The 24443-nt window shown below is 43.9% G+C and carries 20 protein-coding genes; 11 read left to right on the forward strand and 9 right to left on the reverse strand.

Features of this window, described 5'->3' with window-relative positions; all coding sequences use genetic code 11:
• The 4 genes from ABYB02_RS03565 to ABYB02_RS03580 all read left to right on the forward strand — a co-directional run.
• A partial coding sequence (locus tag ABYB02_RS03565; protein WP_372761084.1) for a hypothetical protein occupies positions 1 to 667 on the forward strand: 667 nt, incomplete at its 5' end.
• The gene (locus ABYB02_RS03570; protein ID WP_372761085.1) at positions 668 to 1708 is read left to right on the forward strand and encodes an extracellular solute-binding protein; all 1041 of its coding nucleotides are present in this window, start codon (positions 668 to 670) and stop codon (positions 1706 to 1708) included.
• Positions 1708 to 3207, forward strand: a complete 1500-nt coding sequence (locus ABYB02_RS03575) for an ABC transporter permease (RefSeq protein WP_372761086.1) — start codon at positions 1708 to 1710, stop codon at positions 3205 to 3207. Before ABYB02_RS03570 ends, ABYB02_RS03575 begins: the two co-directional genes overlap by 1 nt.
• 13 nt (positions 3208 to 3220) lie before the next feature.
• On the forward strand, positions 3221 to 4240 hold the full coding sequence (locus tag ABYB02_RS03580; protein ID WP_372761087.1) for an ABC transporter ATP-binding protein: 1020 nt from the start codon (positions 3221 to 3223) through the stop codon (positions 4238 to 4240).
• 64 nt (positions 4241 to 4304) lie between these two features.
• Here ABYB02_RS03580 and ABYB02_RS03585 read toward each other — a convergent pair whose 3' ends face one another.
• On the reverse strand, positions 4305 to 4739 hold the full coding sequence (locus ABYB02_RS03585; RefSeq protein WP_372761088.1) for an AAA family ATPase: 435 nt from the start codon (positions 4737 to 4739) through the stop codon (positions 4305 to 4307).
• Positions 4740 to 5042: 303 nt separating this feature from the next.
• Here ABYB02_RS03585 and asnS point away from each other — a divergent pair, with 303 nt between their 5' ends.
• Positions 5043 to 6440: an asparagine--tRNA ligase gene (gene asnS, locus ABYB02_RS03590; protein WP_372761089.1), complete on the forward strand. Its 1398-nt coding sequence runs from the start codon at positions 5043 to 5045 to the stop codon at positions 6438 to 6440.
• A 159-nt stretch (positions 6441 to 6599) separates the two neighbouring features.
• Here the strand turns inward: asnS and ABYB02_RS03595 are convergent, their stop codons facing one another.
• Positions 6600 to 7526 (reverse strand): electron transfer flavoprotein subunit alpha/FixB family protein, encoded by a 927-nt coding sequence (locus ABYB02_RS03595; protein WP_372761090.1) that lies wholly within the window; start codon positions 7524 to 7526, stop codon positions 6600 to 6602.
• Positions 7527 to 8276, reverse strand: coding sequence for an electron transfer flavoprotein subunit beta/FixA family protein (locus tag ABYB02_RS03600; protein WP_372761091.1), 750 nt, complete (start codon positions 8274 to 8276; stop codon positions 7527 to 7529).
• A 220-nt stretch (positions 8277 to 8496) separates the two neighbouring features.
• Here ABYB02_RS03600 and ABYB02_RS03605 point away from each other — a divergent pair, with 220 nt between their 5' ends.
• The 5 genes from ABYB02_RS03605 to ABYB02_RS03625 all read left to right on the forward strand — a co-directional run bounded on the left by ABYB02_RS03605 (position 8497) and on the right by ABYB02_RS03625 (position 14262).
• Entirely contained in the window at positions 8497 to 10143 is a 1647-nt protein-coding gene (locus ABYB02_RS03605; protein WP_372761092.1) for an electron transfer flavoprotein-ubiquinone oxidoreductase, read from the forward strand.
• A 110-nt stretch (positions 10144 to 10253) separates the two neighbouring features.
• Positions 10254 to 10718: an acyl-CoA thioesterase gene (locus ABYB02_RS03610; RefSeq protein ID WP_372761093.1), complete on the forward strand. Its 465-nt coding sequence runs from the start codon at positions 10254 to 10256 to the stop codon at positions 10716 to 10718.
• A 270-nt stretch (positions 10719 to 10988) separates the two neighbouring features.
• On the forward strand, positions 10989 to 11558 hold the full coding sequence (locus tag ABYB02_RS03615; protein WP_372761094.1) for an outer membrane beta-barrel protein: 570 nt from the start codon (positions 10989 to 10991) through the stop codon (positions 11556 to 11558).
• Between the two features lie 180 nt (positions 11559 to 11738).
• Complete coding sequence (gene tsaA, locus ABYB02_RS03620; protein ID WP_372761095.1) at positions 11739 to 12443, forward strand: tRNA (N6-threonylcarbamoyladenosine(37)-N6)-methyltransferase TrmO; 705 nt, start codon at positions 11739 to 11741, stop codon at positions 12441 to 12443.
• Between the two features lie 94 nt (positions 12444 to 12537).
• On the forward strand, positions 12538 to 14262 hold the full coding sequence (locus ABYB02_RS03625) for a proline--tRNA ligase (protein ID WP_372761096.1): 1725 nt from the start codon (positions 12538 to 12540) through the stop codon (positions 14260 to 14262).
• 72 nt (positions 14263 to 14334) lie between these two features.
• On the opposite strand, the gene ABYB02_RS03630 is transcribed toward ABYB02_RS03625, so the two are convergent.
• The 4 genes from ABYB02_RS03630 to ABYB02_RS03645 form a co-directional block, all read right to left on the reverse strand.
• Positions 14335 to 17394 carry an ATP-binding protein gene (locus tag ABYB02_RS03630; RefSeq protein ID WP_372761097.1) on the reverse strand — a complete coding sequence of 1020 codons (3060 nt, stop codon included), beginning with the start codon at positions 17392 to 17394 and terminating at the stop codon, positions 14335 to 14337.
• Between the two features lie 236 nt (positions 17395 to 17630).
• Positions 17631 to 18839 carry an ABC transporter permease gene (locus ABYB02_RS03635; RefSeq protein WP_372761109.1) on the reverse strand — a complete coding sequence of 403 codons (1209 nt, stop codon included), beginning with the start codon at positions 18837 to 18839 and terminating at the stop codon, positions 17631 to 17633.
• Positions 18832 to 19620, reverse strand: a complete 789-nt coding sequence (locus tag ABYB02_RS03640; RefSeq protein WP_372761098.1) for an ABC transporter ATP-binding protein — start codon at positions 19618 to 19620, stop codon at positions 18832 to 18834. The genes ABYB02_RS03635 and ABYB02_RS03640 overlap by 8 nt, the downstream gene beginning before the upstream one ends.
• Entirely contained in the window at positions 19617 to 20429 is an 813-nt protein-coding gene (locus tag ABYB02_RS03645) for a DUF3025 domain-containing protein (protein ID WP_372761099.1), read from the reverse strand. The genes ABYB02_RS03640 and ABYB02_RS03645 overlap by 4 nt, the downstream gene beginning before the upstream one ends.
• Before the next feature lie 108 nt (positions 20430 to 20537).
• Here ABYB02_RS03645 and ABYB02_RS03650 point away from each other — a divergent pair, with 108 nt between their 5' ends.
• Positions 20538 to 22163: a M28 family peptidase gene (locus tag ABYB02_RS03650; RefSeq protein ID WP_372761100.1), complete on the forward strand. Its 1626-nt coding sequence runs from the start codon at positions 20538 to 20540 to the stop codon at positions 22161 to 22163.
• 121 nt (positions 22164 to 22284) lie between these two features.
• On the opposite strand, the gene ABYB02_RS03655 is transcribed toward ABYB02_RS03650, so the two are convergent.
• Positions 22285 to 22644 (reverse strand): DUF805 domain-containing protein, encoded by a 360-nt coding sequence (locus tag ABYB02_RS03655; protein WP_372761101.1) that lies wholly within the window; start codon positions 22642 to 22644, stop codon positions 22285 to 22287.
• A gap of 238 nt (positions 22645 to 22882) precedes the next feature.
• Positions 22883 to 24439, reverse strand: a complete 1557-nt coding sequence (locus tag ABYB02_RS03660; protein WP_372761102.1) for a dihydrolipoyllysine-residue acetyltransferase — start codon at positions 24437 to 24439, stop codon at positions 22883 to 22885.
• Between the last annotated feature and the right edge of the window lie 4 nt (positions 24440 to 24443).

Genomic DNA, 24443 nt, shown 5'->3' on the forward strand with positions numbered 1-24443 from the left:
AGTTGAATGGATCATCGCAAAAGTCGATACCATGGTAAGCGATTATGAAACAAAAGGCGCTAAAGCAGTTAACAGCGATGACTTAATTGAATACTGGGAGTCGGTTAAGTTTCACAGTGCCATAGAAACCAATTACGTGCCAGTTTACGCCTCAATTTGGCAGGGTTTATATGGCATAAAAATGGCCATAGACAACAAACAAACGCCAAGCGAAGTCCGTACCCAGCAGCAAGCGTTAAATAATGCACTATGGCAAGGTTTAGGCGCCGTTAAACTGGCGGCTAAATTTCAAGATAAAGGCTTGTTAGCCAGCATTAAAGCCACCTCAAGCAAAGAAATCACGCAAAGTGCGACAATTGATGAAATTAAACACCGTCTTGATCGTGTGGTTGCGAAATACGCTGAACGCTTAAACGATGAAGCCACCAGCATAGTACACGACACTTACCTACACTTATTTGAAGGCGTAGAAGGCACGCTTATCGAACAAGACGCAAAGCTTGTAGAAATACTTGAAAAAGACTTTAACGTGACCCTACCGCAAGCAATTAGCAGTAATAAAAGCGTGGATGCGGTACGTGATGTGATTGCAGACATGCAAGCCAAGTTAAGCCGTGCACAACAGCTAATTGAACAAGCGGAAAAAAACCGTAAGGATGTATTTTAAGTGAAACGCAGAACCTTTATTCAAGGCTTAGCTGCGCTGGGGGTAGCGGGCGCTTTGCCGCTACCCTTTGCTCGTGCTTTTGCATCTGATATAGCCAATCCAGTGTCGGTTGATAGCTTGCCTAAGCTACAGGGCGCCCTTACCCTTTACTTAGGCCGGGGTGAGGGTGGGTTATACGAAAACGTATTACAAGCCATTCAAAAAAAGAATCCCGACCTTAGCCTTTCAATTCGCCGCGGGCCAACCGCAGCACTGGCTAATACCCTCGTTGCCGAAGCCAAGGCGGGTGTTAAACGTGCCGATTTGTTTTGGGCGGTCGACTCTGGTGCCATCGGGTTGGTTACCGATGCTGGGCTTGCACAGCCCATCCCTGCTGATTTATCGGCGCAACTACAGCCACAGTTTAGATACCCGCAATGGGCACCGGTCACTGGGCGTATTCGTACTTTACCGTTTAATACTCAGCGCCTCAGCAAAGCGCAAATCCCCACCAGCATCATGGACATTGCCGACAGCGATTTAAGCATAGGCTGGGCACCGGCTTATGCGTCGTTTCAGTCGTTTGTCACCGCAATGCGACTGTTAGAAGGCGATGATAAAACCGCCAAATGGCTGAAAAAAATCAAAAAACGCGCTAAAACCTATGCTGGCGAGCTGGGTGTGGTGATGGGCGTTGAACGCGGTGAAGTTGATATTGGTTTTGCCAATCACTACTACACGCTACGGTTAAAAGCGGGTAAGCCAAATGCTAAGCTTGATCTGGCATTTACCAACCAAGATGCTGGCTGTTTGGTCAATGCATCGGGTATTTTATCGCTTTCAGACAACCCGGTCGCCACAAACTTTATGCGTTATTTATTAAGTACCGAAGTACAAAGTTATTTAGCCAACGAAGCCTACGAAATTCCACTGGTAAACGGTATCAAGCAGCCCGAAGGCTTACCCCGTATCGCCAGCATTTCGCCGCCTAAAATAGATTTAACCCAGTTGGCAGATTTACGACCTACTATTGATTTGATGCGTAATAGCGGCGTTTTATAATGCGAATACCTACGGCTTACCCCATGGCGCTGCTTGCAGCGCTATTTACCCTTACTCCTATTTTTATCTTAATTATTCTTGCCAGCGATGCGCACGCTGTTTTTGATAGCCACAATTTAACAATTTTAGGCAACACCCTGTCGTTAATGGGCTTAACTGTTGTTGGCGCCATTTTAATTGGGGTGCCACTGGCGTTTATTAGTGCGTATGTACAGTTACCGCTGAAAAAGTTTTGGCTGGTGCTATTTGCCGCCCCGCTGGCAATTCCCAGTTACATTGGCGCATTTACCTTGTATGCCGCCTTTGGCCCTGGGGGAGAAATAAACACCCTACTCGGCTTTGCAACGCCTGCTATGTATGGCCTGCCGGGCGCGGCCATAGTAATGACACTGTATACCTTTCCTTTTGTGATGATGACCACCCGCTCGTCGTTACTCAGCCTCGATGCCAGTATGGTCAATGCCGCACGTACCCTAGGAATGTCGATGACTCAAAGTGTGTTTAAAGTGATTTTACCGCGCGTGGTCAATGGCATTGCCGCAGGCTCATTACTGGTGGCACTATATACCTTATCAGACTTTGGTACCCCCGCAATGATGCGCCTTGATACCTTTACCCGGGTTATTTATGTGGAATACAACGCCTTTGAACTGAGTCGCGCAGCCATGTTGTCGTTACAACTGATGGTGATTGTGGGCTTTTTATTAATGCTAGAGTCGCAAATAACCACCGCGAGTGAGCGCCAAGGGCGACCGCTGATTTTATTCCCTAAAAAATGGCACCTTGCTGCCATGTTTAGCAGCTTTGCGCCCATTTTATTGCTCGCCATTGGGCTACCGCTGGCAGTATTTACCCTCTGGCTAGTACGCGACGGCTTTAGCTCGTTTGACGTGAGTATTGCCTGGCACTCTACGTATGCCTCGGCCATTGCTGCTATTGTTACTGTGATTGTCGCCATTCCGGTGGCGCATGCGGCGTTAACAGGTAAAGCCGGTAAAATTATGGAGCGTGTTACCTACTTTGGCTTTGGCATTCCCGGCATAGTGATGGGCACGGCACTGGTGTATGGCGGATTACAACTGCCTTGGTTATATCAAACACTGGGCTTACTGATCATTGCCTACATGCTGCGCTTTTTACCCCTTGCGGTAGGCTCAGTGCGTACCAGCACCGAGCATTTAGATCCCAGTTTAGTCAAATCAGCCCGCGTGTTAGGGGCAAGCCCCCGCGAAGCGTTTACCCGTATCACCCTGCCCCTGACTATGCGTGGTATCATTGCCGGTGCAGCACTGGTATTTTTAGAGTCGATGCGCGAGCTCGAAGCCACGCTGTTATTAGGCCCCACCGGCTTTGAAACACTGTCTACGTATTTATGGCGGGTATACGAAGCTGGGTATTTTGGCCGTGCGGCTATTCCTGGGTTATTGTTAGTGGTGATATCTGCGGCGGCACTCGCTATTATGATGTCGGGTGAAAAGCGCAACCAGTTTGAACATTAAGGATGTATAAAAAATGCTATCTGTAAGTCAGTTGTCTATAGATTATGGCAATACCCGCGTGGTCAGCGAGTTAAACTTTACGCTTGGTGAAAGTGAGATCCTGATGCTGGTTGGCCCCACCGGTTGTGGTAAAAGTACCATACTGCAAGCGTTAGCGGGGTTGTTACCAATTAGTCAAGGTGAAATAAAGGTCGCTAAATGGTGCGCAACACCTAAACACAGCGTGCCACCAGAAAAACGCAGTGTCGGTATGGTGTTTCAAGACTTTGCGTTGTTTCCACATTTAACCGTTGCACAAAATGTGTGTTTTAAACTCACCGATACCGCCCCTGCCGATCACTGGATAGAACTATTAGGCTTAGACGCATTTAGGCATAAAAAACCCGCCACGTTGTCTGGCGGGCAAAAACAACGCGTTGCCTTAGCGCGCACCCTTGCCCACCAGCCTGACTTTGTATTACTTGACGAGCCGTTGTCTAATCTAGATGCTGCGTTAAAAGATATGCTGCGCTGGGATATTCGCAATGCGCTAAAAAAAGCCGGTGTACCTGCCATTTGGGTGACTCACGACCAAGAGGAAGCGTTATCGGTGGGCGATCGCGTTGGCGTGCTTAAAGGCGGTAAAATCCAGCAAATTGACACCCCTGAGCAATGCTTTAGCCTGCCAAGCAATCGCTTTGTGGCGCGGTTTTTAGGGGAAGCTAGCTTTATTAAGGGTAAGCTCAATAACGGCCAAGCCGTTACCGACATTGGCAATGTGCCGGCGCATGGGGTTGATTGCGCCAGTGGCGAGGTTGACGTGTTGCTGCGCCCAGACGACGTATTACTGGTGCAAAGTAGCGTGGGCAATAATGGCGAGGTCATTTGGGTACGTTTTGAAGGCGGCAGTCGATTATGTGCCATAAAGCTTGCCTGCGGTACCCTAGTTACCAGCCGTGTAAGCCACGAGGTACGAGTGCAGCCAGGCGATAACGTGCATGTTTCGCTGAGCACTTCTCACCCATTAGCCGCCTTTAAACACACGGCTAATTAAGCAACGCTCAGTTTAATACAGAGGTGGTTTATTAAAAAGCCCATTTAGATGGGCTTTTTAATGTTTACCATTCAAACATATAGGCCATTTTACTAATGGTTTTTAGCGGTATGTTATGTAGGTTGCGCATCGCATATAAGTGCTGCATCGACTTGTCTTTCACTTCGCCCACTATCACTTCTTTTACTTGATAACCTAAAGCAGCAGCGGCTTGTGTGTAAGCAATAAATTCCCACTTTTTAATATTAGTGTTATCCACTATCACCAGCGGGATCTCCTGCGCCAAGGCATTAATAAAGCGCGCTAAATTTAAATTATGGTATTGCGGTAATTTAAATTTATCAAATTTGTACTCGCCCTGCTCATTGACAAAGTAGTCATCTGTTGAGCAAATAAGGTATTGGCTTTCATCTGCACCGGCGAGTTCATCGGCAAGGTTTTGCGCATAGTAAGACTTACCGCTACCGGGTAGTCCTCGTAAAATAAAAACTTGTTTCATAGCATCCATTTTTTAGTATGTAATGGTAAAACGATAAATAAAAATTAGGTGAACAGTAATCATGCCACAAATTGGTTAAATTTAAGAGCGACAAATCAATATCTCGGCAATTAAAGCGTGACAATTGTACAAAAATAACGCGCCTGATTAAAAAGTTTTAAAGAGTTGCTCTCAATAGTTTTTTTCTCTTACTTTACTAGGTAAGATACAGGGTTCAAGTGAAGTGTCATTGCTGGGCTAATTTATCCCCTGCGGCACTTCGTCGTTTAATTTAGTTAGGCAACTTTAATCATTGGAGTGAAGATGAGCCATTTAGCGATTTCAGAGCTATTAAAAGGCAATGTTGCGGTAGACAGCCAAGTAACAGTAAAAGGTTGGATCCGTACGCGCCGCGATTCGAAAGCAGGAATTTCATTTTTAGCCGTTCATGACGGTTCGTGTTTTGATCCTATTCAAGCGGTAGTTCCTAATTCACTGAATAATTATGATGAAGTTACTAGCTTAACAGCCGGTTGCTCTGTGTCGGTTACCGGTGTGTTAGTGCAATCTGCAGGCCAAGGTCAATCTTTTGAAATTCAAGCGCACTCTGTCACGGTATTGGGCTGGGTAGAAAACCCCGATTCATACCCAATGGCGGCCAAGCGCCATAGCATTGAGTATTTACGTGAGCATGCTCACCTGCGTCCACGTACCAACATTATTGGTGCCGTAACACGTGTCCGTAACTGTTTAGCACAAGCGATTCACCGTTTTTATCACGAGCAAGGCTTTTACTGGATCAGCACCCCTATTATCACCGCAAGTGACTGTGAAGGGGCCGGTGAAATGTTCCGCGTATCTACCCTAGATATGCAAAACTTGCCAATGACCGATAAAGGCGACATTGACTACAAAGAAGATTTCTTTGGTAAAGAAGCGTTTCTGACCGTATCGGGGCAGTTAAACGGCGAAACCTACGCCTCTGCGATGTCAAAAATTTATACTTTTGGCCCTACTTTCCGTGCCGAAAACTCAAATACCTCACGTCACCTTGCTGAGTTTTGGATGGTTGAGCCAGAAGTCGCGTTTGCTGATTTAGAAGATATTGCCAAACTTGCGGAAAACATGCTGAAGTATGTGTTTAAAGCGGTGCTTGAAGAGCGCCGTGATGACATGGAATTTTTTGCGCAGCGCGTTGAAAAAACAGCGATCACTCGTTTAGAAGAGTTTGTTGATAAAGACTTTGCCCAAGTAGATTACACCGACGCGGTTGAAATCTTAAAAGCGTGTGGCAAAAAGTTTGAGTACGCGGTTGAATGGGGTGTCGATTTACAGTCTGAGCACGAGCGTTACTTAGCAGAAGAACACTTTAAAGCACCGGTTGTGATCAAAAACTACCCACGCGATATTAAAGCGTTTTACATGCGCCAAAACGAAGATGGCAAAACCGTGGCAGCAATGGACGTAGTAGCACCAGGTATTGGTGAAATCATTGGTGGTTCACAACGTGAAGAGCGCCTTGACGTATTAGATGCGCGCCTTGATGAAATGGGCTTAAACAAAGACGACTACAGCTGGTACCGCGACCTACGTAAATACGGTACAGTGCCGCACTCTGGCTTTGGCTTAGGCTTTGAGCGTTTAGTGGCTTACGTAACTGGTATGGGCAACGTCCGTGACGTGATTGCTTTTCCACGTACCAAAGGCAGCGCAACGTACTAATACCAGCACTAACGGTAGCGAGTTAATAATAAAAACCAGCCATAAGGCTGGTTTTTTTATCTGCTCTTTTTACCACAGGCACAAAAAAGCCGTAATAGTAGCCACTACTATTACGGCTATGTGTTATTAAAGTTAAACTAGATACTTTATATTAGTAACTTAGAGCGCTTGCTCTAGCTGTGGTAGCACGTCAAATAAGTCCGCGACTAAACCGTAGTCAGCCACTTGGAAAATCGGTGCGTCGGGGTCTTTATTTATTGCCACAATCACTTTTGAGTCTTTCATACCCGCTAAGTGTTGAATAGCACCGCTAATACCTACCGCAATATATAAGTTAGGCGCAACAATTTTACCTGTTTGACCTACTTGCATGTCGTTAGGCACAAAGCCTGCATCAACCGCTGCGCGTGATGCGCCAATAGCTGCCCCTAGTTTGTCGGCAATGCCATGTAATAGTGCAAAGTTTTCACCGTTTTGCATACCACGACCACCAGAAATGACGACCGATGCCGCCGTTAACTCAGGACGCTCTGATTCTGTTTGTTCAACACTAACAAAGCTACTTAGTGCTGAATCAGCCGCCGCATCTACTACCGTGATAGCGGCGCTAGCTTGCTCGCCTTGTAAGTCAAAGCTACTGGCACGTACAGTGATCACTTTTTTGTTATCCAGTGATTTTACTGTGGCGATAGCGTTACCCGCATAAATTGGCCGTTTAAAGGTATCGGCATCAATAACGTCGATAATTTCTGAAATTTGCGCTACATCTAACAGTGCAGCAACACGCGGCATAAAGTTTTTACCTGTAGTGGTAGCACTGGCAACAATATGGCTGTAGTTATCGGCTAGCGATAACACTAAGTCGGCCATGTTCTCTGCAAGTTGGTGAGTATATTGTGCATTATCGGCAACAAGCACCCCTGCTACACCATCAATATGCGCGACAGCTTCGCTCATTACGCCTACATTTTCGCCGGCGACCAGTACATCAACAGGAAAACCAAGTTTAATGGCTGCATTGATTGTTTTTGAAGTTTCAGGTTTTAAGGCACCATTATCGTGCTCTGCTATTACAAGTGTTTTCATTTAAATTACCTTCGCCTCTGTTTTCAATTTTTCTACTAACTGTGCTACGTCTTCCACTATGATACCTGCGCTGCGCGTAGCAGGCTCTTCAACGCTGAGCAATTGCACACGCGGCGCTAAATCGACGCCCAATGAATCAGCGGCAATAACATCAAGCGGTTTACGTTTAGCTTTCATAATGTTGGGTAATGATGCATAGCGCGGCTCATTTAAACGTAAATCGGTTGTAACCACTGCAGGAAGTGCTAAAGACACCGTTTGTAAGCCGCCATCAACTTCACGGGTTACATTAATTTTGCCGTCGTTTACCGCGACTTTAGATGCAAAAGTACCTTGGCCACGGTTCGTTAGCGCAGCTAACATTTGGCCTGTTTGATTGTTATCTGAATCGATTGATTGTTTACCTAAAATAACCAATTCTGGCACTTCTTGCTCGACCACTTTGGCCAATAATTTAGCAATGTGCAGCGACTCTAACTTTTCATCGGTTTCGATGTGAATGGCTTTGTCTGCGCCCAGTGCAAGTGCTGTACGTAACTGCTCTTGTGCGGCTTTAGGGCCAATGGTTACGGCAATAACTTCAGTGGCAGTCCCAGCTTCTTTTAAGCGGATTGCTTCTTCAATGGCAATTTCACAAAACGGGTTCATTGCCATTTTTACGTTGGTTAAATCAACATCACTCTTATCTGATTTAACGCGGGCTTTTACGTTGTAATCAATAACTCTTTTTATTGGTACGAGAACTTTCATAGGGACTCCATTGTATTTAATAACCTACAAGCTAACGTGCACGTCAACCTATTTATTTTATGAAATGAGACTACTGCCTATTGACGTAAACATCAACCTAAAATAACCTTTAACGATTCACAACCCGTAACTTTTTATTAGCATCTATCAAATGGGTTATGTATTTCATTAACGTGTAGTTAAACATAGAGTACGTTAATCATTAGAAGAAGAGGTATTTATGAACACCCGGGAAACCATGGAATTTGATGTAGTCGTTGTAGGTGCAGGGCCAGCGGGTCTTGCATGTGCAATAAAACTGGCGCAGCAAGCACAAGACAAACAACAAGAATGCATGATCTGTGTCGTTGAAAAAGGTTCTGAAGTTGGTGCTCATATTCTCTCAGGTGCGGTGTTTGAAACCAAAGCACTTGACGAACTTTTACCCGATTGGCAAGCACAAAACGCACCGGTAACCACTCAGGTTACAAAAGACGAAATTTATTGGTTTAATAATGAGCAAAAAGCCACTGCTATTCCCCACTTTGCCACGCCAAAAACCTTTCACAATGACGGTAATTATATTGTTTCTATGGGCAACGTATGTCGTTGGCTTGCTGAGCAAGCAGAGAGCTTAGGGGTCGAAATTTTTCCTGGCTTTAGCGCCCACTCGCTGATTATTGAAGATGATACGGTAAAAGGCATCATTACCGGCGATATGGGGCTAGATAAAGACGGCAACGAAAAAGACGGTTACATGCCCGGCATGGAACTCAGAGCAAAATACACCGTATTTGCTGAGGGCTGTCGTGGCCATTTAGGCAAACAATTGATCAATCAATTTGCACTTGATGACGAGTCATCGCCGCAGCATTACGGTATTGGCTTAAAAGAAATTTGGCAAATTGACGAGGCTAAACACCAACTAGGCACCGTAGTGCATGGGACTGGCTGGCCATTACAAGGCGACACTAACGGCGGTGCATTTATGTATCACTGTGAAAACAACCAAGTGGTCGTCGGCCTGATAGTCGATCTTAATTACTCAAACCCGCATTTAAGCCCGTTTGATGAGTTTCAGCGGATGAAACACCACCCGGTGTTTAAAGATGTACTAGAACATGGTCAACGTGTTTCTTATGGCGCGCGAGCAATTGCTAAAGGCGGTTTACACTCTTTACCTAAGATGCATTTCCCTGGTGGCTTACTGGTTGGTTGTGATGCCGGCACACTTAACTTTGCAAAAATTAAGGGTAACCATACGGCAATGAAATCGGGCATGGTGGCCGCTGAGGTGATATTTAACGCGCTAGAAAATGACCAAGCGAATACCGATTTAAGCGAATTTAAAACCGCGTTTGAACAATCTTGGGCTTATAAAGAGTTGCATCAGTCACGTAATTTTGGTCCGGTGATGCACAAACTAGGTAAGTTTGTTGGCGGTGCGTATAACACCTTAGATCAAAACATTTTTAATGGCTGTTTACCGTTTACTTTCAAAGATAACACCCCAGATCACGACACGTTAGTTGATGCCGCCGCGGCCGAAAAAATTGTCTACCCTAAACCCGACGGTAAACTCAGCTTTGATAAACTGTCGTCGGTATTTTTATCAAATACCAACCACGAAGAATCGCAGCCATGTCATTTAAAATTAAAAGATGCGAGTATTCCAATTGCAGTAAATTTAGTTAAATTTGATGAACCTGCGCAGCGTTACTGCCCGGCGGGTGTGTATGAAATACAAGAGATTGCCGGCAGCCAAGAGTTTGTTATTAACTCGCAAAACTGCGTGCACTGTAAAACCTGTGATATCAAAGATCCTAGCCAAAACATTACATGGGTAACCCCTGAAGGAGCTGGTGGGCCAAATTATCCAAATATGTAATAGGTAAACGCATCATTTTGTAATTAAATGATAAACCTAGTGCAAATTGCAGGGGCCTTGGCCCCTTTTTTTGCTATCATATACACAGTTTATTTAAATGAGTATTTGCAATGCCGTCGTCTAATGTTGTTTTTCGTTTTTTAGCTGAGCCTACTGATGTTAACTTTGGTGGAAAGGTTCATGGTGGTGTGGTCATGAAGTGGATTGACCAAGCGGGGTATGCCTGTGCAGCGGGTTGGAGTGGTCACTACTGTGTAACAGTTTCAGTAGCTGGGGTTAAATTTAGCCGCCCTATTTTGGTTGGTCAAATTGTTGAAGTTGAAGCTAAAATTGCCCATACCGGTAAAACCAGCATGCAAATTTTTATTCAAGTACGTTGTGGCGATCCAAAAACACAAAATTTAGTTGAAACTAACCACTGCGTTATTAGCTTTGTAGCGATGGATGAAACCGGTTATCCGGTGGAAGTCCCTAGCTTTAAAGCGGTCACCGATGAAGACATTAAGCTTGAAAATTACGCAATTAAAATGAAAGAAATTGCCATTGAAACAGAAAACCTACTACATAAAGTGTAACGACTCGTGCCATTTTATGAACTAAGCTATGTAAAAATCTCATTATTTTTGTAAAACATACCAAGGGGGTTACAAAAGTTCCCTAGTTTAAAGTTCATAACTGTTTAAATACCATACAAACGGTCTGGAAAACCAATACTAAAGTTGGTTTTTAGGCCGTTTTTTTATGCTGTTAATAATTGGCATGCTCGCTGCACTAACAAATCGACATTTGATTAAATAGCGTTTTATTTTTTCAAGTTGATGATTTTTTATTAAAGGAGCTATCTCATGGTAAAAACATTTTCTCTTTCCGCTCTCGCTTTAGCAACACTGGGTTTTAATATTGGGGCACACGCTGCCATAAATGATTTTGATACGCCGCGTATTTACACCGGCATTGGCTATGGTCAATATTCTTTTCAATTTGAAGATAGCGAGAATGATACTGACTTCGATGACGATGCCCAAATGCTTAAAGGTTATGTAGGCTCGCAATTTAACGAACATTTTAGCCTAGAGCTGGCTTATCAAAACTTTGATGAAGCCAGTGATATTGATAGCAAAGCTGAGGTCGACGGTATTTCATTAGCGGCGCGTTTAGCCGCGCCGATTACCAACAACTTTTCAGTGTATGCCAAAGGCGGTTGGTTAGAATGGGACGCCGACATTACACAAAAACTGCCTGTGGGTAGCATTACCCGCTCAACGGATGGCGGAGATGTGTTTTACGGCGCAGGGATTGAGTATGCCTTTACCAGTAATGTGCAAGTACGTTTAGAGTATGAGCGCTATGAGCTGGACGACGACATCGACCCTGAAATGGATGTTGCCTCTGTCTCTTTCCAATATATGTTTTAGATAAATCGTTCGTCAAAGGGGTAAGTATCACTTGCCCCTTTTATGTGCTTAAATTAAACCACTCAGTCTAATATTAACCCGCCTTTCGCAGCTTCATTTTAAGCTCAGCGTTATAACACTAATGCTATACGCTATAATAACGGGTAGAATACGCCTCTCTTTTAATTGCAACCGAGCATTATGAACGATTATCAAATTTCGGCTATTGGTCATATTCAGTCACCTTATAAACAAAAATTTGCCATTCCACGGCAACCACGCTTAGTCCCTCAGGCGAAAGCGAAATTGGTTTTTAGTGCCGATTTTAATCGTGAAGAATTTGTCCGCGGACTTGATGAATTTAGCCACATTTGGCTGTTATTTCGTTTTCATGAAACCGCCGATAAGGGCTACTCGGCTATGGTGCGCCCACCACGCTTAGGCGGCAATGCACGTAAGGGCGTATTTGCAACGCGCGCCACTTTTCGCCCTAATGCCATAGGCATGAGCGCGGTAAAGCTCGAAGGCATAGAGTATCTAAACGGTCAGCTCAGTTTGTTGCTCAGTGGTATTGATTTACTTGATGGCACGCCCATTATTGATATTAAGCCTTACTTACCCTATTCCGACGCAATGAGCGACGCAACCGCAGGTTTTGCCGATAGCCGTCCAGAAACACAAATGACCGTGGAATTTAGCCCGCAAGCATTAGCGTTTATCGCCCAACAAAGCCACTACCCCGATTTACACGCGTTCATTACCAATGTACTTAAACAAGATCCGCGCCCTGCCTATAAAAAACAACAAGACGGCACACAAAGTTATGGTATGACCTTGTATGATTTTAATATTAACTGGCAAGTAAACGAATCACATAACTTAGTCACTAGTATAGAAAATACCTAGATAAATACTCACTTAGCGCTTTAGTGTCACCGCAACCGCTGGTAGACTAAAGCCCTTATTACCAGACCATTATTACTCTAATTTCGGAAAAAACATGCGTACCAGTCAATATATTCTCGCTACTCTTAAAGAAACGCCTTCAGATGCTGAAATTGTATCGCATCAATTAATGCTTAGAGCCGGTATGATCCGTCGTGTTGCTTCGGGTTTATACACTTGGTTACCCTCTGGCTTGCGCGTGCTAAGAAAAGTAGAAAACATTGTTCGTGAAGAAATGGACAAAGTCGGCGCTATCGAAATGCTGATGCCTGTTATTCAGCCCGCTGATTTATGGGAAGAATCTGGCCGTTGGGAGCAATTTGGCCCTGAGCTTATGCGCTTTACCGATCGCCATAAGCGAACTTTTGCGTTAGGCCCAACTCACGAAGAAGTGATCACCGATTTTGTACGTAAAGAAATTAGCAGCTACAAACAACTGCCAGTCACTTTATACCAAGTACAAACAAAGGTACGTGACGAACGCCGCCCACGTTTTGGTGTAATGCGCGCACGTGAATTTACCATGAAAGATGCCTACTCATTCCACTTAAGTGAACAATGTTTAGATGCAACCTATCAAGCAATGCATAAAGCATACTGTAATATTTTTGAGCGCTTAGGCCTAGATTACCGCCCTGTTATTGCCGATACCGGCTCTATTGGTGGTAGCGTTTCACACGAGTTCCATGTATTGGCTGAGTCGGGTGAAGACGCAATTGCTTACAGTGATGGCAGTGATTACGCCGCCAACATTGAAAAAGCGGAAGCGCTCGCCCCTACCGAGCCACGCCCAGCAGCGAGCAAAGAACTTAAAGCGTTTCCAACACCCGATGCAAAAAGCATTAGTGAGCTTAAACAGCATTACGGGGTCAAACCGCATCGTGGCGTTAAAACATTAATCGTGTACGGCACGCCTGATGAAAACGAGCAACGCGGCTTAGTGGCCTTAGTGTTACGTGGCGATCACGAGCTAAATGAGCTTAAAGCTGAGAAACACCCGTTAGTTGACTCGCCACTTGAAATGGCAACAGAGGCCGACATTGTTGCCGCAATCGGTGCAACCCCAGGCTCTTTAGGCCCTGTGGGCTTACAAATGCCTATCATCGTTGATAGAAGCGCCAATGTAATGGCCGACTTTGTCGCTGGTGCAAATAAGGATGGTGAGCACTACAGCGGTATTAACTGGGACCGTGACGTTACCGACTATCAAGTTGCTGATTTACGTAATATTGTAGCTGGCGATCCAAGCCCTTGCGGTAGCGGAACACTGCAAATTATGCGCGGCATCGAAGTGGGTCATATTTTCCAATTAGGCACAAAATACTCAGAAGCGATGAAAGCGGGCGTATTAAACGAGTCGGGTAAAAACCAAATTATGACCATGGGGTGTTACGGTATTGGTGTATCTCGTATTGTTGCTGCTGCCATTGAGCAAAATAATGATCAATACGGTATTACATGGCCACAACCTATTGCGCCGTTTGATTTAGCCATAGTGCCGATGAATATGCACAAGTCGCACCGTATTCCTGATATAGCAAACAGCTTATATCAAGGGTTAAAAGACGCGGGACTTGATGTGTTATTTGATGACCGTAAAGAGCGCCCTGGGGTGATGTTTAACGATATGGAGCTAATCGGCGTCCCTTATACTTTAGTGATTGGCGAGCGGAATCTCGATGAAAACAAAGTTGAACTTAAAAACCGTCGTACCGGTGAAAAGCTAATGCTAGATATAGACACCGCTGTGGCCACTATTAAAGCAACGCTGCAAGGCTAACTTTATTAGAATAAAAAAACCGCTGTAACAGCGGTTTTTTTATGTCGGTAAATTAAAACCTTATATGCTGTGTTAATTTAGCCAGGTTATTAGTTTATCTTTCAACGTTTGTGGCTTAATAGGCTTAGTAATGTAATCATTCATCCCCGCAGTTAAACAGCGCTCTCTGTCGCCTTCCATCGCACTGGCAGTCATGGCAATAATAGGCACATGAATATATGCAATACCTGCTTTAGCGTTACGAATTTCACTGGTGGTGTCGTAACCATTTAAGTTGGGCATTTGGCAGTCCATTAAAATGGCATTAAATGGCGCATGTTGCTCACGGCTTAAAATAGCTAATGCTTCTAGTCCATCTGATGCACTGGTAATGTTAACCTTAGTGCCTTTTAGTATAGCCTTGGCCACTTGAATATTTATCATATTATCGTCAACTAACAAGATATGATAAGCAGATAAATCAGGCTCTAAAGGCTGATCGTTTAACGCCCTTGGTGGCGTCAGCATCGAGTCGTTTTCAGCGCCAAATAAGCTTGCTAATTTATAACTAAACTCATCTTGAGTAAGCGGTTTATTTAAAATATGTTGATGCTCTGGAAATACTTTTTGCGATTGCTTATTCATCACCATATCGCGCAATAGCAAGACATATTTTTTATCGTACTGCTCGCAATAACGAATAAGTGCATTCACTTGTGGGTGATGATCATCAATAATCAGTAAGTCGGCATTAAACTCCTGATGCTCACTAAAGTAATCTAATCGAGTGATATGTTGCTCATCAACATTACAGGTTTGTAATAATAGCCCACAGACATTATTAAACACGTTATCACGTGCAATCAGCGCCGCTACTGTGATTGGTTTGGCAAGTTCAATCGCGCTATTAAGTTTCTTTTCGGGTGCCACATGTAACACCACAGTGGCCGTAAAGGTGCTGCCTTGGCCTTTTTCACTGCTAACGGTAATATTACCGCCCATTAACTGCGCCAACTTTTTACAGATAGACAAGCCCAAACCAGTGCCACCAAAGTGGCGCGTCGTGCTTGAGTCTTCTTGGGTAAACACGTCAAATAATTTATCTATATTCTCGGGGGCAATACCAATACCTGTGTCTTTGACACTAAAGCTCATCAATACTTTAGCGTCATTAATATAGTCTGCACTTAAGGTTAAGCTTACTTCCCCTTTGTGCGTAAATTTAAAGGCATTGTTAATCAGGTTGATCAATATCTGTTTTAAGCGGTGGCTGTCCCCCACTAGCATTCTGTCAACTATATCTTGGGTATTTAAAAAGACCTCTAACCCTTTGCGTTGCCCATGCAGTGCTAACGAATTGATCATATCGCTACACACAGTGACCACATCAAAACTGTGATTATCTATATCCAGTTTACCGGCTTCAATTTTAGAAAAGTCTAATATGTCATTGATCAAATTCATTAATGAATGCGCACTGCTATTAGCCAGCTTTAAATAATGATGCTGTTGCTCAGATAAGCCATCTTCTTTAAGCATTTCCAGCATACCTAACACGCCATTCATCGGCGTGCGGATCTCATGTGAGATATTAGCAACAAAATCACTTTTCGCTTGGCTGGCTGCCAGTGCTTGATCTATGGCGCTTTCTAATTCTATGGTGCGCTGCGCTACTTTTTGTTCGAGGTTTTTATTTAAACTCTCAAGCTGATTCTGCGTGCTTTTTAATGAACTGATATCTCTTAATGTAGCCGCAACTTGATAGCGCTCGTTAAACACATCAAAAATTCGGCTGAGAGTAATTGAATAATATTGCTGATTTCCTTCGCTATCGGTATAAAGTGCTTCAAATGGCAGTTTAGATCCCTGTTTAATTGTTTCAGCGATGCAATCGCTATCAGCGTCATTTAGCGTTAATAATGACACAAATTTAACCGGTTCATTGCCGACAACAGCGCCAAACAGACGCTTTGCGGTATGGTTATAATTGACTACGACACCGCTCTCACTGATAGTAAAAATAGCATCGAGTGAGTTTTCTATCACGCGACTATTTTGCTCTTTAAGCGAGTGAATTAATAACTTACGATTTATAAAACGTTGGTACAACAAGGTGATAATCACTAATACCGTGAAAAACACCACCAGCATAGTGATAAAACTTTGACGTCGCTCGCTTACTTGCCTAAGCAAGCTGTCGCTATGAATACTGACGGCTATTTCCAGTGGTTGCATTGCGATATTGCCATTAATACTAATGCGCTTTTTAAGATAATAACGTTCAGGGTAGTTGGTCATTGGTAAAGTGAGATTACCTTGCATCACAGCAGCACTGTTAAATTCACTGGCAAAGCGCTCGCTTTGGTTAAATTCAAAACCAAAGCGCTTGGCAGCATCGGGGTGATATAAAAACTCACCCTGGCTGTTGATTAAATATATGTCGTGATCTGCGGGTAATTCAAAGCTCAGACTATTAAATAGCGGTTGCGCTGAGAAGTTGGCAACTAAGACCGCAAACACGGCGCCGCTTTCATTAAATACCGGCTTTGCGACGCGGTAGGTGCTGACATACGGGCGTTGTATTTCGCCATTTTCACGGTTGTAATTGATTGGCGAGACATAAACCGCTTGTTTATCTAAGCGGCTGGTTTTAACCACATAATCACGTTCGCCCTTGTGTTGTAACTGGCTGCCTTCAATACAGATCACCGCGCCATTTTGACCGCGATCGACCCTAACCACTTCCTTGCCACCTTCTGCCAGCATAATGTAGCGGGCTTGCAATATACTGTTATCGGTTTCCATAAAACCTGAAAATATCTCACTTAAACGCTGCTGCCATAAACTAATCGGCGTACCGGTGAGTGGATCAATCAATTGGTTTTCAGTGGCTCGCGAGAGCCCTTTAATCGGTGGAGTTGCATTTAAAAAATGAATCGCCGTCACACTGTCATTAATATGCTTATTAATCGCTAACAGCTTGGTTTCAAGCTCACGTTTAAGCTCTACATGTGCGGTATTATATACCTCAGTCCTGACTTTTTGCTCAAACAAATACAGCGCAGGTAAGGCAATGATAAAAAATGCCAATACAGCATAAAGTATGAGTTTATTGCTTTTGGCTACACGGATAAAGAAATTCAGTTTTAACATTAACTATGGCCTTCACTATAGTAAGTCTAGCAGTAGTGGCGATTGAGAAGAAATTGCCCGAAGCGTATTAGTTATCGGGTTGTTTACAGATAAATAGCGGCTGTAAACTTTTCCCTATGCTAACATTTTTGTCGCGAGAAATATAATAAAGCAGAGCCGACTTAGCATGAATTAAAAATAGCACAGGCAGCGAATGCTGCCTGTTTACTCATACTAAATAACTATAAAATTAACCATTATCGAAATAACACCTCTTCGCGATTAAACCATTTCACACAAAACGCTAAAAGTAAGCCGGCAATCAATGCCGTAGCTAGAAATATCAGCCCGATCATGGTGTAGTCAACGGTGCCTTTAACGATTTCTTTAATTGCTAACGCGACATTGGTAACCGGAATAAAGGCTGTTTTGACGGTCAGTTCCATGTTTGGCATTAAAGCAATGATCACCGGAAAAATAACCCCCATGGATAACGGTGTCATGTAGTTTTGCGCTTCTTTAAAGGTGCGGGCATAAATAGAGATGGCTAACGCTAACGCCGAGAATATCGCCGCTAATGGCAGTAATAACACAAAGATCATCACTAAATCGGTCACCGCTAATGAGCTAAATGCCGTTTTAATAAAGTCTAAATCGGCAAACATGAGCGCTAAAGTTATCCACACGCCCATACTGAGCACCGTGATGGTGGTGGAGGCAATGGAGGTAGTAAGCAAGGTAATAAATTTACCTAAAACCAGTTGCGTACGGGTAATCGGCGTTAATAATAAGGTTTCTAGTGTACCGCGCTCTTTTTCGCCTGCCCCTAAGTCGATAGCCGGATAGGTCGCCCCCATAAGCACAAGAGGCACCAATAAATAAGGTAAAAACCCGCCGATTTTTTCACCTAAATTTTCACGCTTATCGGCGGTATCAACTTTAACCACGTCTATCGGTTCGAGAATCGCTTTTTGCGTTGTCTCATCAATGCCAAAGCTCAGTAACTTTTGGCGTTGTAATCTATCGCTATATTCTTGTGCTAGCTCTTTAATGCGCTGAAATAAAAAGTTAATAGACTTAGCATCGTTAAACACCACCTGCCATTGACTTTGCTCGGCGTTATTGAGGGTGAGTTTGGCGTCACTGGGTATGTAAATCCCCATATCAATATCACCATTGATCACCCCTGCTTTGAGCTGCGCAACGGAGCTAAACTGTTTATCACCTTTATAACGCTGAAAGCTTTTATGGTAAAACACGGTTTCGCTAAACTCGGCAGCGTAATCGCCATTAATAATGGCATAGGTATGCACTTTTTGTTCAGCATCCATTGCCGCTTGGGCACTAATAAAAGCAACCACTGCAAAAATAAGCGGAAACACAGCCACCGGCACCGCAACCACAAAGATCAGCGTTTTTTTATCGCGTAATAACTCGGTTAATTCCTTTTTAAATACTTCAAACATCATGCTGCTCCGTGAGAATGTTCATAAACGCTTGGTTAAGCTCGTCACTATTACCGACTTGTTTAAACTCAGCTAAGCTGCCATCAAAACAACTCACCCCTTCGTTTATCACCGCAACGCGGTCGCACAATAGCGCCACTTCGTCTAAGTGATGGGTTGAAAATATAACCGGGATGCCCTGCGCTTTTAAGCTTTTAATAAAATTGATCACTGTTTGCGTGGTCATAATATCTAACCCTGTGGTTGGCTCATCCAGCACCACTACATCGGGGTAATGCACCACGGCGCGGGCGATATTGGCTTTTTGTTTCATTCCGGTTGACAGGTTTTCGGCGCGCTTATCACTAAACTTATGCATGTCGAGTAAGGTAAATAACTCTTCACAACGCGCGGCGATGGCTGTTTTGTTCATCCCATGCAATTTTGCAAAATATTCGATATTTTCTTTTACCGTTAAACGGCCGTATAAACCAGTAGAACCAGATAAAAAACCAATTGATTTACGCCCTAAAAGCGGCTGTTTAATGATGTCATTACCGGCAATAGTAATACTGCCCGCATCGGGTTTCAGCGCAGTCGATATCATTCTTAAGGTGGTCGTTTTGCCCGCACCATTCGGCCCTAACAGTCCTAACACTTCACCTTTATCACAATGAAAGTTTACGTCTCGTACAGAGTGAAAGTAGTCGTTATCTTCGCGAGGATCGACTTCATCGAGTTTATTTTTTTTGTGATCTTTGGTTAGCTTAAATTTCTTTTTAAGCCCACTGACTTGTATCATCTGCGCGTCCTTCGTTTCGGCCTAAAATAGTCCGTATTATCATAAAATGTAGCGTCATTGTTCGCATCATGCCAACCGGGTACCCCTAATAAGGGTAACGGGGAAAGCTGCTTATTATCGGCTAAACAATCCTCATTTTTTATCATCTCATAAAGTGTTTTATCTAGGTACTGATATTGGCAGGCTAAATCTTTACAAAATATGTCATCGGGAACCGGCACAAACAACGCTTTGCCAGTTAACCCTATGTAGGGCTTAGTGAGCATTTCGTAATTGGCATGACCAAACATAAAGGGGGCTATGGTTTTGCCCCATTGTGCTCTGTGCTCCACAAACGCAGTTTGCCATTGATGCTCACGTAACCACTGCTGCCATTGCGTGTCGCTAATGGCCAGTACCACACCACATTCGTCAAATAACGTCAGCGCGTTACGGTGTTTAGTGCGCTGTTTTAACCCATGCTTTGCAATTTCTTCTACATGGCGTTGGTTGATCAACGCTTTGGTTTTAGGAAACATACACCATATAAAACCGCCAAACAGGTCGTGCCAATTTTTTTCACGGGTGGGAACGTCACCCGTTTCATAAATAACTTGTTCGTAATAACGTTCAGCAAAGTCTACTTGTGCGTCATCAACAAAGCTTATTGGCATATTATTGCAGTTAATTGCCGTTAAATACGGGCTAAACCACTCTGGTGAGGGCCAATCTGTTAGCGTATCTAAGTTAAACAAGGTACGTAAGTGGGCAAAAGCGCCTGTTTGCAGACAACTGAGCTGAAATTCTTCGGGAGGTGTAAAACGCTTCATTATTACCTTTAACTAAACATCTATCTGTTAAACAGTTTACCGCAAAAACTGGTTCTATTTAATAGAACTTCATATACTAACGCCACTTAGAACAAAAAAAGAGCCAATATGAAACGTTATTTTTCTTTGACCTTAATCACAACCGCAATTTTAGCAGGTTGTGCAACAACAAGTATCACTACTGACGATGTCGCTAAAGGCTATAACAGCATTCAAGCCGACGACGTCGCGCAGCATGTTAAAGTGCTTGCATCTGATGAGTTTGGTGGCCGTGCCCCGTCGTCGCCTGGCGAAAAGTTGACGCTAGATTACTTAACAAAGCATTTTAAAGCATTGGGTTATCAACCAGGCAATGGCGATAGCTTTTTACAAGAAGTGCCTTTAGTGTCGTTAGAAGCAGACTCAAACATGGTGTTAAGTATTGGTGGTAAAGACTATCAATACAAAACCGACATGGTAATGGGCAGCAGCCGCATTAGCGAATTAGAGGCGATTGAAAACTCTGAGCTGGTATTTGTTGGTTACGGGATTAATGCCCCTGAGTACAACTGGAACGATTATGAAGGCTTAGATGTTAAAGGTAAAACCGTGGTGATGTTAGTCAACGATCCAGGTTTTGCCACTAAAGATCCGGCATTATTTACCGGCGATGCCATGACCTACTATGGCCGTTGGACCTATAAGTATGAAGAAGCGAGTCGTCAAGGCGCCGCTGGTGCGATTATTATTCACGAAACCGCCCCTGCCTCCTACCCATGGTCGGTGGTAGAAAATTCGTGGAGCGGTGAACAATTTGGTTTTCAAAAAGAAAACAACAACATGGACCGCGTTGCCGTTGAGGGCTGGGTAACCACTGAGGTTGCTAAAGAGCTATTTAGCAAAGCCGGTCTTGATTTTGATAGCGCAAAAGCCAAAGCGGCGAACAGTGCCTATCACGTTAAAATGGGCGATTTAACCGCCAGTGTGACAGTAAAAAATACCATTAAAAAGTCAATTTCCTACAATTTTATCGCCACCTTACCGGGCAGCGAAATGCCAGACGAGCACATTATTTACTCAGCGCACTGGGATCATTTAGGCACCGATAAAAACCGCAAAGGTGACCAAATTTACAATGGAGCGCACGATAACGCCACCGGTACCGCAGGCTTGATTGAAGTAGCCGAAGCATTCACTAAACTGCCGAAGCACCCGCGCCGCTCAATGACCTTTTTAGCGGTAACGGCAGAAGAGCAAGGCTTACTCGGTTCTAAATATTACGCTGCTAATCCGGTCATACCCGCAAACAAAACCGTCGCAAATATCAATATGGATAGCCTCAACTTGTTAGGTAAAGTTAAAGATATAAGTGTGGTGGGTATTGGTAAATCGCAAATGGATGATTTATTAGCAGCGGCAGCCGCAGAGCAAGGCAGAACCGTGGCTGGCGATCCCAATCCATCATCGGGTGGTTACTACCGCTCAGATCACTTTGCCTTTGCTAACATGGGTATTCCTGCCATGTACGCAGGGGGTGGTACGCAAGCATTTGACGAAGACACTGCAAGCTACCGTAAACGCATGAGCTTAGTGCTACGTGGCTGTTACCACCAGCCGTGTGATAGATACCGCGATGAGTGGGATCTGTCGGGTGCGGTTCAAGACTTACAGTTATTTTATAAAGTGGGGTTTAATATTTCACAGCAAAGTGAGTGGCCACGCTGGAATGAAAACTCAGAGTTTCAACGTAAATAATTGCCTTGTTGCTTAATCGCTTAATTGCGCAATAACACTGTAATAATAGCCCGCAAATGTAGATTCACATTTGCGGGCTTTTTTATTTTTTAGTTAATGGCTGCAAAACTTAGCGTGCCAACTAGGCTGTATGCACAGCACCTTCTTTTGGATTAGCACCGAAATCGTTTTCACCGCTTTGTGAGTCCTGTACTAAAAATACCAGCATCACAATCCAACCTATAATAGGCACTAGCCACATTAACTGCCACCAGCCGCTACGTCCCGTATCGTGTAAACGGCGTGCAGCAGCACTAATTGAAGGCACAAACAGCACGATACTATAAATAGAGCCAATCACGGCTGTTCCCAATGCGGCATCTAGCACACCACAAATAAACGAAAAGAGGATATTAAATAACACAAACATCCAATAGGCTTTTCTGCGGATACGGCCGTTAAAGTCGGCATAACGGCGAAAAGCTTCTAAATAGTGATCCATAGTAGTTCCTTAATTTTATTATAATTTCCCTTGCGGGTAAGTGGATTATACGGGTGTTATTGCTCGCTACTGCAGTGCGTTTAATTAATCAGTGATGGTTAATTAAACGGACAATGAGGGTGAGCAAACTGTCCTTTAGTAGAGTTAACAATCAACTTATAGTAAATAAAAATGCTTGAAAATCAATCAAAAAACCAGCCGAAGCTGGTTTTAATTTGATTAATGTAGCTACTGTGGCTTAGTTCATTGCCATCATCATGGTGGCTGGATTTTCTAAATACGATTTCCATAAATTATTAAAGCGAGCAATTGTGCCGCCGTCAATAACACGGTGATCGCCCGACCAGCTTACTTGCATAATCGCTTTACTCACTATCTGGCCGCTTTCATCAAAGCGCGGTAAGTGCTGCAATTTACCCAACGCCACAATCGCCACTTCGGGTTTATTGATAATCGGCGTGGCAATAGTGCCACCAATAGCACCAATATTTGAAATGCTAATGGTGCCGCCTTTTAAATCATCAGGTGCCACACGTCCTTCTCTGGCCGCGTCGGTTAAGCGGGTTAAATCATTGGCAACTTGCACTATGCTTTTGCTTTGGCACGATTTAATATTCGGTACTAATAAACCTACTTTTGAATCTACCGCAATACCAATATTATGCTCGTCATAATAGGTCAATTCGCTGCAGTCATCATTCACTTTAGAGTTTAGTACCGGGTACTGTTTCATTGCCAGTGACAGTGCTTTTACAAAAAACGGCATCATAGTCAATTTAACGCCTTCTGCCTTATATTGCTCTTTTAAGCTAGTCCGCAGTGTAATTAATTGCGTTAAGTCAATTTCGTCACTAAAGGTAAAGTGTGGAATAGTCGACACCGACGCCACCATTTGCTTAGCCATGGCCGCTTTAATGCCTTTGATTGGCTCAACACGCGTACCAGCCGTACTTGTCGTTGCTGCTGACGCTGTTTGCAACGGTGATGTATCGATACTGTTAGGCACTTCCCCTTTTACAAACTCTTCTATATCGTGTTTGTAAATGCGGCCATTTTTACCACTACCTGGTACACAGCTTAAATCAACTTCTAACTCACGCGCTTTACGACGCACTGCAGGAGATGCCACCGCCTTTTTATTAACAATTTTAGTGCTTTGCTGGCTGCTGGTTGCAGGCGTTTTTTCACTGGCGGCATTGCTTTGTGCTTTTACCACTGCCTGATTAACATCGGCAGTTGGTTTTGCTTTACTGCCGGCGATAGTCATTTGAAACAATGGGCTGTGCACTTTGGCAATTTCACCTTTTTGATAATACAGCTTTTGTACTGTACCAGTGTATTTAGCCGGGATCTGCACTAAGGCTTTATCTGTCATTACGTCGCACACAGCTTGATCTTCGACTATGTCATCACCTTCGCTTACCAGCCACTCTACGATTTCGCACTCAACAATACCTTCGCCAATATCGGGAAGAATAAAGTCTTCAACTTGCTCATCACTGCTTGCGGTGTTTTGTTGCGGTGCAGCAGTATCCGTTTCAGCTGCTGTAGACTCACCTGCGACATCCATAGCAAATAATGGCGCATGCACTTTAGCAATCTCACCTTTTTGACAATACAGTTTGGTGATCACCCCATCGTGCACTGCGGGAATTTGTACCAGCGCTTTGTCGGTCATGACATCACAAATAGGTTGATCTTCCGTGACGCTATCGCCTTCGGCTACCAGCCACTCAACAACTTCACATTCAACAATGCCTTCACCGATATCGGGTAATATAAAATCTTTAGCCATGGTA

The sequence above is a fragment of the Pseudoalteromonas sp. genome (assembly GCF_041613455.1).
Taxonomy (GTDB): domain Bacteria; phylum Pseudomonadota; class Gammaproteobacteria; order Enterobacterales; family Alteromonadaceae; genus Pseudoalteromonas.

What these genes read in the sequence shown, in the direction of transcription:
- ABYB02_RS03575 (WP_372761086.1), top strand. Translation starts at nt 1,708, where the DNA reads ATGCGAATACCTACGGCTTACCCCATGGCGCTGCTTGCAGCGCTATTT.
- ABYB02_RS03580 (WP_372761087.1), top strand. Translation starts at nt 3,221, where the DNA reads ATGCTATCTGTAAGTCAGTTGTCTATAGATTATGGCAATACCCGCGTG.
- ABYB02_RS03585 (WP_372761088.1), bottom strand. Translation starts at nt 4,739, where the DNA reads ATGAAACAAGTTTTTATTTTACGAGGACTACCCGGTAGCGGTAAGTCT.
- asnS (WP_372761089.1), top strand. Translation starts at nt 5,043, where the DNA reads ATGAGCCATTTAGCGATTTCAGAGCTATTAAAAGGCAATGTTGCGGTA.
- ABYB02_RS03595 (WP_372761090.1), bottom strand. Translation starts at nt 7,526, where the DNA reads ATGAAAACACTTGTAATAGCAGAGCACGATAATGGTGCCTTAAAACCT.
- ABYB02_RS03600 (WP_372761091.1), bottom strand. Translation starts at nt 8,276, where the DNA reads ATGAAAGTTCTCGTACCAATAAAAAGAGTTATTGATTACAACGTAAAA.
- ABYB02_RS03605 (WP_372761092.1), top strand. Translation starts at nt 8,497, where the DNA reads ATGAACACCCGGGAAACCATGGAATTTGATGTAGTCGTTGTAGGTGCA.
- ABYB02_RS03610 (WP_372761093.1), top strand. Translation starts at nt 10,254, where the DNA reads ATGCCGTCGTCTAATGTTGTTTTTCGTTTTTTAGCTGAGCCTACTGAT.
- ABYB02_RS03615 (WP_372761094.1), top strand. Translation starts at nt 10,989, where the DNA reads ATGGTAAAAACATTTTCTCTTTCCGCTCTCGCTTTAGCAACACTGGGT.
- tsaA (WP_372761095.1), top strand. Translation starts at nt 11,739, where the DNA reads ATGAACGATTATCAAATTTCGGCTATTGGTCATATTCAGTCACCTTAT.
- ABYB02_RS03625 (WP_372761096.1), top strand. Translation starts at nt 12,538, where the DNA reads ATGCGTACCAGTCAATATATTCTCGCTACTCTTAAAGAAACGCCTTCA.
- ABYB02_RS03630 (WP_372761097.1), bottom strand. Translation starts at nt 17,394, where the DNA reads ATGTTAAAACTGAATTTCTTTATCCGTGTAGCCAAAAGCAATAAACTC.
- ABYB02_RS03635 (WP_372761109.1), bottom strand. Translation starts at nt 18,839, where the DNA reads ATGTTTGAAGTATTTAAAAAGGAATTAACCGAGTTATTACGCGATAAA.
- ABYB02_RS03640 (WP_372761098.1), bottom strand. Translation starts at nt 19,620, where the DNA reads ATGATACAAGTCAGTGGGCTTAAAAAGAAATTTAAGCTAACCAAAGAT.
- ABYB02_RS03645 (WP_372761099.1), bottom strand. Translation starts at nt 20,429, where the DNA reads ATGAAGCGTTTTACACCTCCCGAAGAATTTCAGCTCAGTTGTCTGCAA.
- ABYB02_RS03650 (WP_372761100.1), top strand. Translation starts at nt 20,538, where the DNA reads ATGAAACGTTATTTTTCTTTGACCTTAATCACAACCGCAATTTTAGCA.
- ABYB02_RS03655 (WP_372761101.1), bottom strand. Translation starts at nt 22,644, where the DNA reads ATGGATCACTATTTAGAAGCTTTTCGCCGTTATGCCGACTTTAACGGC.
- ABYB02_RS03660 (WP_372761102.1), bottom strand. Translation starts at nt 24,439, where the DNA reads ATGGCTAAAGATTTTATATTACCCGATATCGGTGAAGGCATTGTTGAA.